Source organism: Fusobacterium sp., from assembly GCF_032477075.1.
Taxonomy (GTDB): Bacteria; Fusobacteriota; Fusobacteriia; order Fusobacteriales; family Fusobacteriaceae; genus Fusobacterium_A.
Window position 1 is genome coordinate 43,913 of sequence record NZ_JAWDXO010000006.1, and the last position, 17,274, is coordinate 61,186.

The window sequence follows — 17,274 nt, forward strand, 5'->3', positions numbered from 1 at the left end:
TGGAAATAATGTTTTCTATTACAAAGACTAAATAAGAAAACCTAGAGTTGCTATTCTGCAGTTGAGAGACTGTGGTCTGTTATCTTCAAGCTTAAAGTAACTGATGAAAAAGTACATATAGATTATGACTCAGTTAGATAAAATATTCTAAAATAAAGTGGTAGTTGAAAATTAGACTAATTTTCAGCTACCACTTTATTATGAATTCAAAAAATAATGTTCATATTTATTTAATAAAATATCTTTAATTTCTTTATCATTTTTCCCTTTTATTTCTTCTATAAAACTATTAACTTTTATTTTCCTGCTTCCAGTGGAAACTCCCAATGAAAACAGTTTCTCTACATCTTCATTTCCAAGATAAAAATTAAGCTTTACATTTTCATAACCATTAAATTCAAGAAGTGATTTTATTCTATTTGAAAAAGTTATTATCAAATCATATTCTGCATCTTTCAGCAGATAAAGTTCATTTATATTTATTTTTAAAACTATATCCACATCAGTATATATTTTAAGTATCTCCACAAAAAAATCTATTTTTTCTATTGCTGAGTTGCTCACTATCACTATTTTCTTTCTATTTCTTCCAAGAACTTTATTCTTCATAACAGTTTTTCTAAATATAAGGGTCATTGCAGATATCTGCTGATGAGTGAAATATATCCAATACTTTTCTTCAATAGTATCTATAGACTCTTTTACTATATCATACAGACTTGTATATACATTTTTTGTATTTTCAATATTATTATCATAAAAACTATACTTAAAACTATTTCTTATCAATGATTTATGAATATAGCAATATATTTCACTAAACAGCTGATCATAATTATAAAACTGTGTTATCACTTTACTTTGCACTTTTTCTATAAATTCTTCAGTCAGATTTTTAAGTTCCTCACTGATAATATATTCTGAACTAGCAGTATAATCAAGTGAAGATACTAGATAACTCAAAAAATTATCTTCAAATTTATCTCCCAATATATTATACTCCTTAATTTTTATCATATTTTTTATAGTCTTATCCTCTATGTTATGTTCTCTATTTATTCTGTATAAACTCAAAGCAATATAAATATAGATAAATTTCTTTGAAGAATAAGATATTCTTAATTTATTCCTCTCTAAAAAGTCATTTAATATAAATTTTGCTCTGCTTATTTCCTTAGCTCCCTTGACTATAAAATAATTGAATATCATTCTTTCTAAAGGATTATTTGCTTTTCTATTTATAAGGCTGTCATCAAAATCAAGATCAAATACATCTGACAATATAGAAGCTATAAGAATACGATAATTTCTCTCATTTCCCACAACTTTTATTCCTTTCTTTGCCACTATTTCAGATTTCAGTTCATTAGATTCCAGCATATTATTTAATTCTTTGCTGTCTTTTTTCTTAGTAGTAAGGCTGATTCCCAAATTATCATATAAACTTGTCATATTTAATATTTCATTAAAAAAAGAATAGACTATCATAAGGTTAACTCTCTCCCATTGTGAGATTATATAGTCATTTAAAGAAAGCTTATTCACAAATTTTATGTAATCTTTATAATCTATTTCTGCTGTTACAGTATTATTTATTATTTTTATTTTTTTTTCATCAGAAAGGTAACTATTGAGATTGATTATATTTCTTTTTAAACTTACTTCACTTTTCTTAAATACTTCTTCTGATTTTTTTAAATCAAAAGATTTTTTCTCTTGTATCTTTTTTAAAAGCTTAAGTTCAGATTTATTTATACTCAACTCCCTCACCTCTTGATAAGATTATATTTAAATAGTATCATAGATGTCAATCTATGTATAGAGTTTAGAAAATGAAATTAGCTATATCTAAATATCACTAAAAAAGGATAATTAGATACAGCTGAAATATTTACAATATTTATTATATTACTGCTTTTTTGATATTTTAAATTTTACTCAAAACTATAATAATTTTCTTCATATTTTAATTCTAAAAAAATATCTATAATTTTGGGATTTACTAATAATTTTATCACATTTTAAAGCTTATTTATACTTTATATTTTTTAATTTTTACTGCTTTTTTTCTTGCTTTCTCTGCCATTTCTATTGCTAATTGGGAAGATAGTCCTATATAATTTTCAGGTTTAAGAAGATTTTTTATATCATTTTCATCAAAAATTGATGAAAGTAATTCATCTTCTTTTAATAATTGTAAATAATCTTTATGCTCAGTTTCTGATTTTATAGCTAATTTATAAATTATTGAATGAGCTTTGTCTTTTCCTAACTTTTCTGCTATCTTCATCATAATATATTCACTATTGTCTAATCCTTTATTATTAAGGGTATTCTGATACATTCTGTCTTTAAATACCTGTACCGTCCTAGTGAGTTCCTCTGTTCTTAATAATATCTCTGTTGTCAATTCCATAGTTTCTTCCAAAGCTGCATCAAAAAGCATATATGATGAACTATCAGCTTCAAAAGGTCTGCTCCCTGAATATAATCCCATTGGCACTATTGAGTAAAGTTTTTGTGAGTTTGCTATTATTCCTTTGGCAAGCTTTGGATTTATTTTCTGTGGCATTGTACTGCTTCCAATTGTTCCAGCTTCATAAGCTTCTGATACTTCACCATATTCTTCTATTGAAGTACTGTATACTTCTTCTGCTATTTTGTGGCAGTTATTTGCTAAAAGAGCCATTATCATTATATATTCTTCTTTATGACTTGTAATATTTCTAGAAGGTACTTCCATAGAATACATTTCAAGTATTTCTGCTACTCTGTTCTGAATTTTTCTTCCAATCTCTCCTGCTGTATTAAAAGCTCCAACTGCTCCGCCCATCATTATTTTAAAAATTCTTTTCTCTACTTCTTCCATTCTTTCTATACTTGTTAGTATATCACTTATCCATACTGATACCTTATAGCCATATGTAATTGGTATGGCATGTTTTCCATGTGTTCTTCCAGCCATTACTGAATTCTTATTATCTTCAGCAAGTTTAGCCAGATTTTCTAATATTTTAGAACAAATTAAAAGATATTTTTCATGCAGCTGTTTTAAAATAATAAGCTGCCCACTCTGTTGTATATTTTGGGTAGTTACTCCATAGTGAATATATTTTGAGCTTTCATTTTCTCCTGATATTTTATCACAAGCTTTTATAAAAACTTTTATAAACGGAACAAAACCATGCCCTATTTTTTTATATATTTCATCCATTAATTTAAAATCCATATATTCTATTTTAGCTGCTTTTCCTATATTTTCAGCTGCTTTTTTAGGTATTATTCCAAATTCACTTTGAGCTTTTGCCAAAGCAGCTTCTATATCTAACCATACTTGATACTTCGCTTCCTTAGACATTAGTTCTTTTATACCAAAATAATTCATTGTTTTACTTTTTGAATCATAAAGTGCTCTCATATTTTCCTCCTAAAATCATATCTTTACCTATTTTTTAAGATATTCATCAACAGCATTTTTTACAAACTCTACATATGGACCAAATACAACATGGATATGATTTTCCTGTGGAAAGAATATTCCTGATGCTCCTGCTTCTTTTAATTTTATTTGATTAATTAATTCTTTATTCTTTATATCTACTCTCAATCTAGTAATACAGTTTTCTGCGCTTATTATATTATTTTTTCCTCCAAGCCCTTCTACTACTATTTCAGCTACTTTTCCATATTGTTTCTCTTTTAAATATTGATTATTCCTATTATCTTCCATTTCACCTTGTTCTCTGCCTGGAGTTTCAAGATTAAATTTTATAATTGCAAATCTAAATACTGCATAAAATACTACAAAGTTTATGAGTCCTAAAATAACAAGTTGTATCCAGTGTGTATTTTCATAGAGAAGTCCAAATATTCCAAAGTCAAATATAGTTCCTCTAATATATCCAATTGATACATTTAAAAAATTCAATGGAAGTGCCATTACTCCACAAAGTATTGCATAAACAACAAAAAGTTGTGGTGCTATAAATAAAAATGAAAATTCTAATGGTTCTGTCACATTTCCTAAAAAAGCTGTAAGTACTACTGTAAGAATAACTCCTCCTGCTATTTTTTTATTTTGAGCATAAGATGTATGATACATTGCAAGTCCTATTGCTGGTACTCGAAATAAAGTTGTAAGCATTTGTCCAGCTCCTAAATAACTTGTTAGTTTAGGCATAAGTTCATTCCAATAAGGGCTTTGAGGTCCTAATACAAATAATACTTGATTTACAGCATTTAATATTCCAATATATGCCTGTCCTTCTATCATGTAAGTTCCTCCTGCTTCTGTAAATCTTACTATAGAGGCAAGTACATGATGAAGTCCAAATGGAATAAGTGATCTATGCATAAACCAATAGATTGCCAAACCAAATTTATCATTCATAAATATAAAAGAAGATTTTAAAAGAATCTTTGTAATTACTCCCCATACAACTGGCACTACAATTCCTACTGGTATCATAACCATAAATGTTATAATAGGCACTGATTTTTTCCCACTGAAAAAAGCAAAAGCCAATGGAAGTTCAAGCTTATAGAATCTGTCTGTTATCTTTGCAGCTACAAGCCCGCTTATAATACCCCCAGCAGCATCTATTTTTAATGTATGTATTCCCAAAACTATCCCCTGCCCTACCTGTGACATTCCTTTAGTTACAAGCAGTCCTGTTGCCTTTAAATATACATTCATTACAATATTTAAAGTAAGATATGCTAAAACAGCTGCAAATACAGTTATACCCTTTTCTTTTTTAGACATACCATATGCAACTCCCATTGCAAATAATAAAGGAATATTATCAAAAACAACACTTGTTATACTTTTTAAACTATTGATAAGCATATTTAAAAATTCATTTCCCAAAAATGGAAATCTTGAAATCATATAACTTTGAGTCAATGCCCCTGTTATCCCCATTACCATCCCTATTGGAGCCATTACTGCTATTGGAAGAAGCAGTGATCTACCAAAGACTTGCACATTATCTTTAAAACTATTTTTCATAAAGTCCCCCTTTATATTTATATATCTTTCTTATAATTTCAGTTTAGTTTATTTTGATAATTTCTTCAAGGTCACTTTCAACAGGATTTTTTTTACACAAAGTTGCCTTTTAAATTTTTTATATTTCTCATACAGAAATTTTAGAAAACTTATAAATTAAAGTGATTATTATAAATTTAAAATAACTCAATTACAAAAAAACTGACTTAAAATTTTTTATGTCAGTTTCTTCTTTTGTTATAAAAATAGAGATAATATACTTATATTAAAAGCAGTTTAAATAATTAAAAAATAAATACCAAGTAAAAAATTAGAAAAAGAAAAGAAGCTATAGAAATCAGTAAGATAAATTACTAATCTGTAACAGCTCCTTCTTTTATAAAATTACTTTTTTATTTATTTTTTTCCTCTATCAACTCAAAGATTACTCCCTCTTTAATAGCAAAAGCTATATTTATATCCCCAGCATCAAAAGTATCAAAAATTACTCTATCCATTTTTTTCTTTTCTTCCTCAATAGATGCTACTTTTATAGCTATATGAGGCTGATGCTGCATTTCTATTGGAAGTGGAGTTCCACTTTCATATCTTAAATATTCAAATTTATATTCATGGTTATCAGCAACTGTTACAAACACTTTCAAAGGTGCTAAGTATATTTCATTCTCTTTTATCTCTGTTGTAGGAACTCCTATATGTACAAATTCCATATTTTTCCTCCTCAAAATTTTTTATTTTTTAATACTCAAATAATAATCATATGCTCCTTTACCAGTATAATTTTCATGAACTACTTTTGCTACTGCTTTAGCCATAGCTTTGGGATCTTCAGCTTGGAATATATTTCTTCCCATATCTACTCCTGCTGCTCCTTGTCTAATTGCATTGTATGTCATTTCCAATGCTTCATCTTCAGGAAGTTTTTTTCCTCCAGCTACTACAATAGGCACAGGACAGGCTGCTACTACTTTATCAAAATCTTCACAATAATATGTTTTGATTATATGAGCTCCCAACTCTGCAAGAATTCTTGTTGCAAGAAGAAAATATTTAGTTGTTCTTTCCATTTGTTTTCCAACTGCCACTACTCCCATTACTGGTATACCATACTTATTTCCCATGTCTATAACCTTTGTAAGATTAGCTATAGATTCCTTCTGTCCCGGCGCCCCTATAAAGGTTTGTACAGCCATACATGTTGCATTCATACGAATAGCATCTTCTATATCTACTCCTATTACTTCATGACTCATATCCTCATCAAGAACAGAGCCTCCTGCTGTAACTCTTAGAGCCAATCCCTTATCAAAATAAGGAGGAATACAAGTTCTCATAGCTCCTCTAGTTGCCATAAAAACATCTACCTCTTCTGCCAAAGGTGGAATAGCTAAATCTAATCTTTCCAATCCAGCAGTTGATCCCATTATATATCCATGATCAAAAGCTAGCATAACTGTTCTGCCACTTTTAGAATTAAATATTTTAGCCAGACGTGACTTCATACCCCAATCCATATTTTCCATACCCTTTACATAAAATGATTTATTGTTTTCAAATGGGGTATTTGTCATATAATCTTTTGCTACTTTATTTCCAAATTGTTCTGCCATTTATTTTACCTCACTTATTTTTTAAAATATGGTGTTTTACAAGGTTGATTCCAATAATGGATAAGTTCATCATCCATTCTTGCTATCATCATTTGGAAGCCTGCCTGTTCTTGAACTGTTAACAATTCACCAACTGCATTAGCTGCAACCTCTATCCCCTTTTCTTTCAAATAATTTTAACATTTTCTAAATACTATTAATTGCTCCATAAGAGTAGTTGCTCCAGTTCCATTAATTACTAATAATAATTTTTCACCAGCTTTAATATCCAAATCTTTTAATAGAGCATCAAGCATGATTTGAGATGTTTCATCAGCAGTTTTAAGAGGCATTCTTCCTCCTCCACCTTCTCCATGCTGTCCCATTCCTATTTCCATATCATCTTCATCAAGTTCAGCTATAATTCCTCCTGTACTTGGGTGAGTAGCCCCTTTTGCTGCTACTGCTATTGTTGCCATATTATCCGCAAATTTTTGAGCTATTGCTGCCACTTCCTCTAAAGATTTTCCCTCTGCTGCTGCAGCTCCTGCAATTTTATATAGTGGTACGCACCCAACTAATCCTCTTCTGTCATCAGCATTTTCTCTAGGTGCGTTAGCTACATCATCTTGAGTAACTACTTTAATTACTTTTAATCCTTCTTTCTTTACCATTTTCATAGTGAGATTAGCTGTAAGCATATCTCCAGCATGATTCAATACTACAAAAAGTACTCCTTTACCTTTGTCAGCCATTTTGATAGCTTCAAAACATGGTTGTGGTCCAGGTGCAGCAAAAATATCTCCAGGTACAGAAATATCTACCATTCCTTCTCCAACAAACCCACTGATAGCAGGTTCATGTCCAGTTCCACCAAGAGTTACTATAGTCACTCTATCTGCATCTTTTAATTTTTTATTTACCACTAATCTTGTTCCCTCAGTCAATTCAATAATATCTTGATTAGAAAGTGCCAATCCCTCTAAAAGTTCCTGTGTTAAATTACTTGGATCATTGATGAATTTTTTCATTTTCATAATAAAAGTCCCTCCTGTTAATTTATTTTATTCAAAACTTTTTGCAAATCCCTGAAATAAAAGATTCATTGAAACTGCTCCTGCGTCTTTAAACCCAAGAGTTTTTTCCTTATAACTTTTAGCTCTTCCATATTTTGAGATGTAATTTTTAGTATCTTCACATCCCTGTTCTGCTGCTGCTGCTGCTTCTTTAAACATTCCTTTGATATCTGAATCAGAAACTGCAATAGCTTCCACTGCTGGTATAAATGTATCCATCATAGTCTTATCTCCAACTTTTGCTCCAGATACATCATTCATCTCTTCTAGTGAAGCTGCAAACATATCTTTTATAATCTGTTCATCCAGTTCCTCTTCCCCTTCTGGAATACCAACAGCTAAACCAGATATCCAGCTTCCCCAAAGAGGACCTGCTGATCCACCATTTACTCCCATGGCACTCATTCCAAGACCATCTATAAATTCTTTTATACTTGTTCCTGAATCCCAGTTTTCTATATCTTTTTCTATAGCATTTGCTATCTTTACAATAGTTATTCCATGATCTCCATCACCAAACTTAGAATCAATTTCAGATAATTCATCAGCATTGGCTTTTAAAAACTCACATGATGTCAGAAACATTTTTTTAATATCTTTTCTATTAATCTTCAATTTTGACACCTCCATACTTCTTTATTCAAATATTATCATATGTAATTACAAATGTCAATGAATATAAAAAGATTAATTTGATTTTTTTATGAACGATATAGTTATTTATTGAAATATAATATTTTCATTATATATTTTATTTTGCTTCCTTAATATAACATGTAAAATTTTCTGCAAAAAATTTTCTCTCATTTTTCTCACAAAGTAGGTATAAATTTAAAAAATTAATTTCTAAAAAAATATGGTATAGAGAAACTTAGCCTTTATATTTATAAAATCGTATTTATCTATTAACTAATTTTTTATTTTATTTTTTCAAGACTTTATCAAAAAATTCTGATACAATACAACTAATTACCATTTAAAGATATTAAATGAAATTTTTAAAATTTTATATTATTTTCATAATAAAAGCAATTATTTTTCATAAATAATATTTATTTCAGTAAATTTTTAAACAAAGAATTTTTTATGAAAGAAAGGATGAATATGTTAGAAAAACTTTTTATTACTACATTTCCAGGATTTATAAGTCTTCGAGATGCAAACCATAAAATTATTTATATAAACAAGAATTTTCGTGATTGGATTGGAAAATATACAGATGTTGAACCAATTGGAAAAACTAATATTGAACTTGCTGCTCTAGTCTCTGATAATGTTGCTTCTGCATTTTTACAATGCCATGATAGTTCTATAGATCTACAAAACAGTGATCCATCTACTGCAATGATAAAAAAAGTGATTAAATTTGAAGACAAAGAAAAAAATTTTGAAAATACTCAATTTCTGGATACTATTAAACATAGAGTAATTATTAAAAATGAACCTCATATTTTTACTATATCTTATGATATAACCAGCCTTTATAAAGAAAATCAAAGCAATCTTTATTCTGCTCTGACAGATTATATGACTGGTGCATTTAACAGAAGATATCTTACTGAGAATAAAGATTTATTCTTTGGACATTATATTGCTATTATAGATTTAGATAATTTTAAAATGGTAAATGATTATGAAGGACATCTTGTTGGAGATATAATTCTCAAAAGATTTGTTCAATTTATTAAGAAAAATATACATGGTGTTACAACTGTCATAAGAATAGGTGGAGATGAATTTCTTGCTGTATTTTCAAATGCTTTCGAAGAAGAGAAAATTCTTGAAATATTAGAAAATTCAAGAAACTTATTTGAGAAAACATACTCTGAATATGAATATCTTTCATTCAGCTATGGTGTAGAATTGCTTGGTCATAGTATAGAAAGAACCCTTGTTGCACTTGATAAAAAGATGTATAAAGATAAGTTGGAAAGAAAATCCAGAAAATTAAATAATGAATAACTTATAAAATGATTGATTAAAAGCTAGATTATATTTCCAGTAATTTAAGTAGCTGTTAATTCTAACAGCTATTATTCCTATATTTTTTATGTTTTATAAACAAAATTAGAAATAACTATTTTACTGGAAAAATTTTTTTTATGCTTTGTATCATTCATTTTTTATTTATAGGCAGCAATTAATTTTAAAATATTTGTATAAACAAAAATTTAAAATTTACTTTTTTCATTTTATAGACTATAATACTTTAGCATGTCACAACATTTAAGACGATTAGTTGTTGATATTCTATAAATCTTTAAAAGGAGAGATAAACAAATGAAAAAATTATTTACATCTGTATTATTTTTACTTATCAGTGCTTTTATATTTGCAACTGGGACTGTAACTACATCTGGGGTTGGAGATGGGTTCTCTGGTAAAATCAAAGTTGATGTTTTAACAAATGGGGAAAAAATAGAAGATATTAAACTTGTTTCAGATTCTGAAACTTCTCATATAATATCAAGAGCTTTCCCTATATTGAAAGAAAGAATTTTAAAAACTCAATCACCTGTTGTTGATAGTGTGTCTGGTGCCTCTTATACTTCTTTTGGAGTTAAAAAAGCTGTTGCTGAAGCTCTTAAAGCCAATGGAAAAGATTTTGGAAGAATCAGATTCAATACTAAAGCACCTGAACAGCCAGCTACTAATCTTGAAGCTGTAAATACTGATCTTGTAATCATTGGAGGAGGACCTGCTGGATTAGCTGCTGCCATATCTGCTAAGGAAGCTGGACTAAAAAATATCATTCTTATTGAAAAATTAGATATTCTTAGTGGTAATGGAAAATTTGATATGAATTTCTATGATCTTATTAACTCAGAAGCTCAAAAAGCCAGAGGAATAAATGATACTGTTGAAGCTCTTATTGCTGACAACAGCAACCCTCTTGATACTCCTGAAAGAATAAAAGCACAAGCTGAAGGATCATTTGTTCTGGATAAATGGCTGAGAAGTTTTGGTGTAAAATTAAACTATAACTATGGAAAAAGAGGACATATGGCAGAATCTAACGCCTATGCTGGAGCTCATGTTCAAGATGGTATGGAAAAGAAAGTTAAGGAATTAGGTATAGATGTTCGTACTGGAACAAAGGGACTTGACCTTATTATGAAAGATGGAAAAGCTGCTGGGATTAAAGTACAGAATGGAAACAGCTTCTATGATATTAATGCTAAAGCTATTATTATTGCTACTGGTGGATTCTCTGCCAACAAAGAACTTCTTAAGAAATATGTTCCTGGGTCAGAAGTTTTTCAAACTTCAAATCAAATTGGGGCTACTGGAGATTTCATTCCTGTATTTGAAAAAAATAATATAAAAACTGCTAATCTTGAAGTTTTAAATATATTCCCATTCATTATCAGACAAACAAGAGATTTAACTGGTGGGGGAGATGGATTTATTCTTGTAAATAAAGATGGAAAAAGATTCACAAGTGAAAGTATTACTTATGCTACTAGATTTTCTACTGCACAAAAAATACTTGATCAACCTGATTCTGCTGTTTTCTACATCTATGATCAAAAATTATATGATGCAAGTTTCCGTCTGCAAAAACATACAGCTCAAGGACTTCATATAAAAGCTGATACTCTTGATGAATTAGCTAAAAAATTAAATATTCCAGTTGGGAATCTTAAAAAAACTGTAGTTGATTTTAATAAAGCTGTTCGTGGTGAAATTAAAGATCCATTTAGAGAAAATCCTACTAAAAAAGAATTTATGAGTGAAGGACCTTATTATGGTGTACAAGTAGAATCTGCTATACATATGACTAGAGGTGGAGTTGTCGCTGATGAAAAAACTCAGATTCTTTATGAAAATGGTAATATAGTAAATGGTTTATATGCAGCTGGAGAAGTTGCTAATAGTAACTCTGGTGCTTATAGTGCTGCTATTATTTTTGGTAGAATAGCAGGACAGGAAGCTGCAAAATATATTAACAAGTAAATATTAATTTTAAAAGAGATTGAATTGCACATGAAATAAAATTTTAGAATTTTTCCAGCAGAAAGGTTTATTATTAATTTCGTTCATAAAACATAGAAAAATAATTGACTGTTTTTTATGTTTTACTTACTTCATTAATTACATAAACCTTTCTAATTTCTAAATTTTATTCTAGTTTTTATCCTTCTCTTTTTTTATTTCCAATCCCTTCTTTAACTTTCATATATAATATATATTTATTCCATTCTAATTTAATTTTACTTTTAATAAATTTCAGGTTATAATACAAATATATAATGTCCTTAATATATAAGATAAGCTTATATATTAACATTAAATTTCAATATAATACAACATCTAAGGAGGATTTAAAATGAAAAAATTAACTTCATTAGCTGCTTCTGTTGTTCTGGGAACACTTCTTATAGCTTTCAGCTGTTTTGCTGCTGAGAAAACTACTACTGAAGCTGCTGCATCAGGATTTGGCGGAGATATTAAAATTGAAGTTGTAACTGAAGGGAAAAAAATTGAGGATATTAAACTTATCTCTCATAAGGAAACTTCTCATTTAATGGACAGAGCTTTTCCTGTTATTAAACAAAGAATACTTGAAGCTCAGTCACCTATTGTTGACAGTGTATCTGGTGCATCTTATACATCTTTTGCAGTAAAAAGAGCTGTTGCTGATGCAATGAAAAAAAATGGTGTAGATTTTGGAAGAATTACTTTTAAAACTCAGGCACCTGAACAGCCTGCTGCTGTATTGGAAGATGTAAATACTGATCTTGTAATCATTGGAGGAGGACCTGCTGGACTTGCTGCTGCTATATCTGCCAAAGAATCAGGTGTAAAAAATGTAATTATTATTGAAAAAATGGATATCCTCAGTGGTAATGGAAAATTTGATATGAACTTCTTTGATATGATTAATTCAAAAGCTCAAAAAGCTAATGGAACAAATGATACTGTGGAAGCTTTTATTAAAGATAAAGCTAATCCAAGAGATACTATTGAACGTACAAAAGCACAAGCTGAAGGTGCATTTGTTCTTGATGAATGGCTGAGAAGTTTCGGTGTAAATCTTAACTACAACTATGGACTAAGAAACCATATGGCAGAAGCTGATGCCTATGCTGGTGCTCATATCCAAGATGGTATGGAAAAGAAAGTTAAAGAACTAGCTGTAGATGTTCGTACAGGTACAAAAGGGCTTGACGTTATTATGAAAGATGGTAATGCTGTTGGTGTAAAAGTTCAGCAAAAAAATAATACTTACAATATCAATGCCAAAGCTGTTATTATTGCTACTGGTGGATTCTCTGCCAATAAAGAATATCTTGCCAGATTTGCTCCAGGTTCTGAAAGAGTTCAGACTTCAAATCAAATGGGAGCTACTGGAGATTTTATTCCTGTATTTGAAAAAAATAATTTAAAAATGGAAAACATGGAAGTTTTAAGTGTGTTCAAAACAATAATAAATCCTACTAGAGATCTTACTGGTGCTGGAGATGGGTTCATATTTGTAAATAAAAACGGAGATAGATTTGTTGATGAAAGTCAGTCTGGGCTTCCTACAGCTTATACAATCCTTGATCAACCTGAAAGTAAAGTTTATTATATTTATGATCAGGATCTTTATGATTCTAGTTATCGTTTACAAAAACATACAGCTCAGGGGCTTCATATAAAAGCTGCTACTCTTGATGAATTAGCTGGAAAATTAAATATTCCAGCTGAAAATCTTAAAAAAACTGTAGCTGATTTTAATAGAGCTGTTCGTGGTGAAATTAAAGATGCTTTTAGAGAAACTCCTACTAAAAAAGAATTTAAAACTGAAGGTCCTTACTATGGTGTGCAGGTAGAATCTGCTATACATATGACAAAAGGTGGAGTTGCTGCTAATGAAAAAGCTGAAGTGCTTCATAAGGATGGACATGCAGTGAAAGGACTTTATGCTGCTGGTGAGGTTACTAATACAACTGGAGCTTATAGTGCTGCTGTTGTATTTGGACGTATTGCAGGTCAAAATGCTGCTGATTTTATAAAAAACTCTAAATAATATATAAATTAAAGAGGCTGTTTCTTTTTAGGCAGCCTCTTTTTATTATCTTATATAATCTTTATTTGAAAATATTCCTGACATTATTATAAATTTTCTGATGAAAGAATTATACATCAATTTCCCTTTTAGAACTTTTAAATTTAGCTTCATTCTCATATTACCAGTTCTTTTTTGATAATCCCTAATTCCATCTTTTATTCCTTTTTTATTTATTGAATCTGCTAAATAATAACCACTGATAAGAGCGTAACTTATTCCCTCTGATGAACTGGCACTTATAAGTCCTGCTGCTTCACCTATAAGTGCTATTTTATCTTTTCCCATAAAGTATTCATTCCATTTAGGAATTTTTATAAAAGTTCCCTCATCTCTGATTATATCATTCAGGTCTATTCCCTCTGATTTAACTCTCTGTTCCAATCTATGAAATTTATCCCAGCTATCCTTGCCTCTTTTTAGAATAGTTCCCAAAATAAGCTCATTCTCTTTTGGCACCATCCATGAATAATAATTGTTGATATTTTTATCAAATATAGCCATATGATATGAAAAATCTTTTTTCATTTTGTAAACTCTCTGAATGGCTATATAATCATTTTTAGACTCTCTATCCAAATTTTTTCTAATAAGAGAATTGGCTCCTTCTGCACTCACTATCATTTTTGTTTTTACTTTTTTAATGTCCATACCTATTCTATATATCACTGTATAAATACCATTTTCATCTTCTGAATAATCTATAAATAAAGCTCCTTTAACTAATTCTACATAAGAAGCTCTTTGTGATAAAAGATAATTATCAAACTTTTCTCTATCAAAGTTTAAATAGTTCTTATAGTATTTTTTTTTAAGATTATTGTCATAGTCTATCACCTGTACATTAAATACTTGAGGTGAAACTAATACATCTTTTGATAAAGAATATCCCAGTCCTGATAAGGCCGCTTGAGCTTCATGTGCTAAAAGCCCTCCACAGCATTTTATAACTTTATTATCTTTATTTTTATAATCTCTTCTATCTAAAAGAAGAACTCTATATTTACTATCAATAAATCTTGAAAAAACACTTCCAGCTGGGCCTCCCCCAATCACTACTATATCATATATCATCTATCTTTTCTCCTAATTATCAGTATATTTTATAATACCATAATAGTTTATATTATTCTAGTAAATACTAAACTTTTAAATCTTATATTTTTTCACCACTCTCTTTCTTTCGATATTTTTATACTAATATTTTTTATTTTACTTCTATAATTTATTTTTTTCATATTAATTTTTTTAAATTATAAAATAAATCATTCTGTAAATATAATATATAAAACTAAAAAACCTTTGTTTCTCATCACAAAGGTTTTTTATAATATATTTAAAAATTTTGTTACAGTAATTCATACAAAAAAGTTTTTATATTTTTATATAAATTTCCTATTTTTTACTATTGACACTAGATATTTCATAATATGTTTGGCATATTTTTATTTCTTTAAATATTTTATATAAATTTACAATTTATTTTATACATTTTTTCTCTAATTCTTCATAGCTTCCACCATCTTTTGATATATAGCATGCTTCATTTTCAAGAAGCTCTTTATCATATTTTATCTGCTCTTTCAATACTGCAATATAATTTTTTAATAATTCAAATTTCTTCATTATTAATTCTTTTTGCATATCATCAGTTTTTAATTTGAACTCATCACTAAGAATAAATTTATTTAGTCTTTCCAATTTTGTTTCCTCTACTTCATATTCTTCTAAAATGTATTTAAGATTTTTTTCAATATTCATAATTTTCTCCTACTTTAATTTAATTAATAATATTATTCAGAAATTTTATTACTTTTCCTTTTTTCTTAATTTTTATAAGTATAAAAATATTATTCAATCTGTTATTCTTCTTAACTTTATCTTTAAATTTCATACAATATCTTTACTTTCTTACAAAAATCCCCAATTATTTTTCTTTATTTCTGTACATAATTCTCTCTATCTTCTCCTTTCAGCAAATTAATTATGTATTAACTCTTTCTAATTTTTATTTTATAATCTATTATTTTATATTAACAAATTCTACTGCAATAAATAGATATAAGACAAAAATTATTTTTTTATGCTATAATAAAAAATAAATACTTATTTTTTATTATAAAAAGAAGGAGGAAATTTTTATGAAAATTTTAAAAGTATTAATTATTTTATTCATAATAATCTTTTTAATTGCTGTTGCTCTTTCCATTTATGCTCCAGATTGTTTGCATGACATTGCTAAAGCTATACGCTTAAAGATTCTTCCATCAAGCATTTTTAATAATAATTCAGTTCTTTAAATTTACTTTACTATAAACAAGTTTATTTTTTATTAAAGTTCCTTTTACTTTATATAGACTATCAATTTTCTTTGTTGACATAAATTTTATTTGTGATATAATTAGTATACAAAATACGCTTTGGGGAAAGTGAATGGAGAGAGTCTTTTTTATAAAATTCTCTCTCATTTTTTATATATAAAATGAAAATTACAATTTTCTATTTACCTTATCAATCACTTTTTATTAATAAATTCAAAAAATCCTTGTACTTACTTAGAAAATCTATCAATCTTAGAAACTTCTTCTTTCATATAATCCTTGAACAAAGATAACCACCAAAGAAGAAAATTTTTATTTTTAGAAATAAATATTTTTTATAAAAAAGGAATATAAATTTATTTTAGTATAATACTAATAAGTACTAATTATGTACTTTTTCTTTCCTAGAAAAACATTCTAAAACTAAAAGAGAACCTCCTTCTCCAGAGGTTCTTTTTAGTTTTTTAGTAAAAAATATTTATTCTTTATATTAATTAAAAAGAAATTCTCTTAATTTATGGTAATTTTTTTATTTAAAAAAATAAAAAAGGAATATTAAAATAACTGAGAATAATTATAATATAACTCTTTCCCCAAGATGTTTATAATATAGATAAAAAAGGAGCCTATTTCTTCACAGGCTTCTTTTTTAATCTAAAATATATACATTTTATTTATAACTCTTTTAAAAGATTTCAAAATTATTTCTTTATGAAATTTTAAAAAACTCTAAAATTTTTTCAATATTAATTTTATTTTTTTATAAAAAAGGAATGTTAGATTTTTAAAGAATAACATAATATAACTTTTTCTCCAAAAAGATGTTTTTACACACAAAAAAGGGCTTCTTTTTAGAAGTCCTTTTTATTTCCTTTTGAAAAAGGAATATTAAAATTTATTAGTATAATATTAATATAAATCTCTTCCCTGAGATTGCTTGTAATATATAACCCAAAAGGAGCTTTTTCTTAAAAGCTCCCTTCTCTTTTATTTATTCTATTTTTTATTTATAGATAATTAATAATATTTTTCAAAAATTTTTTCTCTTGTATATATATTAAAAATATTTGTTATTTAATTTATTATTTTAGATACTCGTTTTTTTATAAAAATTTTTATTTAAATAAAAGGAATATTAAAATTTATAAGTATAATATTAATGTAAATCTCTTCCCCGAGATTGTTTATAATATATAGTTAGAAAGGAGCTTTTTCCCCAAAA

General features: G+C 27.9%; 12 protein-coding genes and 1 pseudogene. 4 read left to right on the forward strand and 9 right to left on the reverse strand.

Annotation, left to right across the window (positions count from 1 at the left end):
* Positions 1–198 precede the first annotated feature (198 nt).
* The 7 genes and pseudogenes from E6771_RS04335 to E6771_RS04365 all read right to left on the reverse strand — a co-directional run bounded on the left by E6771_RS04335 (position 199) and on the right by E6771_RS04365 (position 8,291).
* Positions 199–1,770, reverse strand: coding sequence for a helix-turn-helix domain-containing protein (locus E6771_RS04335; RefSeq protein ID WP_316089901.1), 1,572 nt, complete (start codon positions 1,768–1,770; stop codon positions 199–201).
* Between the two features lie 262 nt (positions 1,771–2,032).
* Positions 2,033–3,418 (reverse strand): adenylosuccinate lyase family protein, encoded by a 1,386-nt coding sequence (locus E6771_RS04340; protein WP_316089902.1) that lies wholly within the window; start codon positions 3,416–3,418, stop codon positions 2,033–2,035.
* A gap of 27 nt (positions 3,419–3,445) precedes the next feature.
* Positions 3,446–5,011 carry a PTS transporter subunit EIIC gene (locus tag E6771_RS04345; protein WP_316089903.1) on the reverse strand — a complete coding sequence of 522 codons (1,566 nt, stop codon included), beginning with the start codon at positions 5,009–5,011 and terminating at the stop codon, positions 3,446–3,448.
* Between the two features lie 392 nt (positions 5,012–5,403).
* The gene (locus E6771_RS04350) at positions 5,404–5,721 is read right to left on the reverse strand and encodes a hypothetical protein (protein WP_316089904.1); all 318 of its coding nucleotides are present in this window, start codon (positions 5,719–5,721) and stop codon (positions 5,404–5,406) included.
* A 21-nt stretch (positions 5,722–5,742) separates the two neighbouring features.
* Entirely contained in the window at positions 5,743–6,621 is an 879-nt protein-coding gene (gene lsrF / locus E6771_RS04355) for a 3-hydroxy-5-phosphonooxypentane-2,4-dione thiolase (protein WP_316089905.1), read from the reverse strand.
* Positions 6,622–6,635: 14 nt separating this feature from the next.
* A pseudogene (locus E6771_RS04360) lies at positions 6,636–7,637 on the reverse strand (dihydroxyacetone kinase subunit DhaK).
* Between the two features lie 27 nt (positions 7,638–7,664).
* Entirely contained in the window at positions 7,665–8,291 is a 627-nt protein-coding gene (locus tag E6771_RS04365; protein WP_316089906.1) for a DAK2 domain-containing protein, read from the reverse strand.
* Positions 8,292–8,780: 489 nt separating this feature from the next.
* Here E6771_RS04365 and E6771_RS04370 point away from each other — a divergent pair, with 489 nt between their 5' ends.
* The 3 genes from E6771_RS04370 to E6771_RS04380 all read left to right on the forward strand — a co-directional run bounded on the left by E6771_RS04370 (position 8,781) and on the right by E6771_RS04380 (position 13,692).
* Complete coding sequence (locus tag E6771_RS04370) at positions 8,781–9,638, forward strand: GGDEF domain-containing protein (protein ID WP_316089907.1); 858 nt, start codon at positions 8,781–8,783, stop codon at positions 9,636–9,638.
* Positions 9,639–9,956: 318 nt separating this feature from the next.
* Entirely contained in the window at positions 9,957–11,633 is a 1,677-nt protein-coding gene (locus E6771_RS04375) for an FAD-binding protein (RefSeq protein ID WP_316089908.1), read from the forward strand.
* A gap of 373 nt (positions 11,634–12,006) precedes the next feature.
* On the forward strand, positions 12,007–13,692 hold the full coding sequence (locus E6771_RS04380; RefSeq protein WP_316089909.1) for an FAD-binding protein: 1,686 nt from the start codon (positions 12,007–12,009) through the stop codon (positions 13,690–13,692).
* A 45-nt stretch (positions 13,693–13,737) separates the two neighbouring features.
* Here the strand turns inward: E6771_RS04380 and E6771_RS04385 are convergent, their stop codons facing one another.
* Both E6771_RS04385 and E6771_RS04390 read right to left on the reverse strand, forming a co-directional pair.
* Positions 13,738–14,805 (reverse strand): FAD-binding protein, encoded by a 1,068-nt coding sequence (locus E6771_RS04385; protein ID WP_316089910.1) that lies wholly within the window; start codon positions 14,803–14,805, stop codon positions 13,738–13,740.
* 405 nt (positions 14,806–15,210) lie between these two features.
* Complete coding sequence (locus E6771_RS04390; protein ID WP_316089911.1) at positions 15,211–15,492, reverse strand: hypothetical protein; 282 nt, start codon at positions 15,490–15,492, stop codon at positions 15,211–15,213.
* 380 nt (positions 15,493–15,872) lie between these two features.
* Between E6771_RS04390 and E6771_RS04395 the strand changes: the two genes are divergently transcribed.
* Positions 15,873–16,031: a hypothetical protein gene (locus tag E6771_RS04395; protein ID WP_316089912.1), complete on the forward strand. Its 159-nt coding sequence runs from the start codon at positions 15,873–15,875 to the stop codon at positions 16,029–16,031.
* Positions 16,032–17,274 lie beyond the last annotated feature (1,243 nt).

What these genes read in the sequence shown, in the direction of transcription:
- E6771_RS04380 (WP_316089909.1), top strand. Translation starts at nt 12,007, where the DNA reads ATGAAAAAATTAACTTCATTAGCTGCTTCTGTTGTTCTGGGAACACTT.
- E6771_RS04350 (WP_316089904.1), bottom strand. Translation starts at nt 5,721, where the DNA reads ATGGAATTTGTACATATAGGAGTTCCTACAACAGAGATAAAAGAGAAT.
- E6771_RS04340 (WP_316089902.1), bottom strand. Translation starts at nt 3,418, where the DNA reads ATGAGAGCACTTTATGATTCAAAAAGTAAAACAATGAATTATTTTGGT.
- E6771_RS04390 (WP_316089911.1), bottom strand. Translation starts at nt 15,492, where the DNA reads ATGAATATTGAAAAAAATCTTAAATACATTTTAGAAGAATATGAAGTA.
- E6771_RS04375 (WP_316089908.1), top strand. Translation starts at nt 9,957, where the DNA reads ATGAAAAAATTATTTACATCTGTATTATTTTTACTTATCAGTGCTTTT.
- lsrF (WP_316089905.1), bottom strand. Translation starts at nt 6,621, where the DNA reads ATGGCAGAACAATTTGGAAATAAAGTAGCAAAAGATTATATGACAAAT.
- E6771_RS04395 (WP_316089912.1), top strand. Translation starts at nt 15,873, where the DNA reads ATGAAAATTTTAAAAGTATTAATTATTTTATTCATAATAATCTTTTTA.
- E6771_RS04370 (WP_316089907.1), top strand. Translation starts at nt 8,781, where the DNA reads ATGTTAGAAAAACTTTTTATTACTACATTTCCAGGATTTATAAGTCTT.
- E6771_RS04385 (WP_316089910.1), bottom strand. Translation starts at nt 14,805, where the DNA reads ATGATATATGATATAGTAGTGATTGGGGGAGGCCCAGCTGGAAGTGTT.
- E6771_RS04345 (WP_316089903.1), bottom strand. Translation starts at nt 5,011, where the DNA reads ATGAAAAATAGTTTTAAAGATAATGTGCAAGTCTTTGGTAGATCACTG.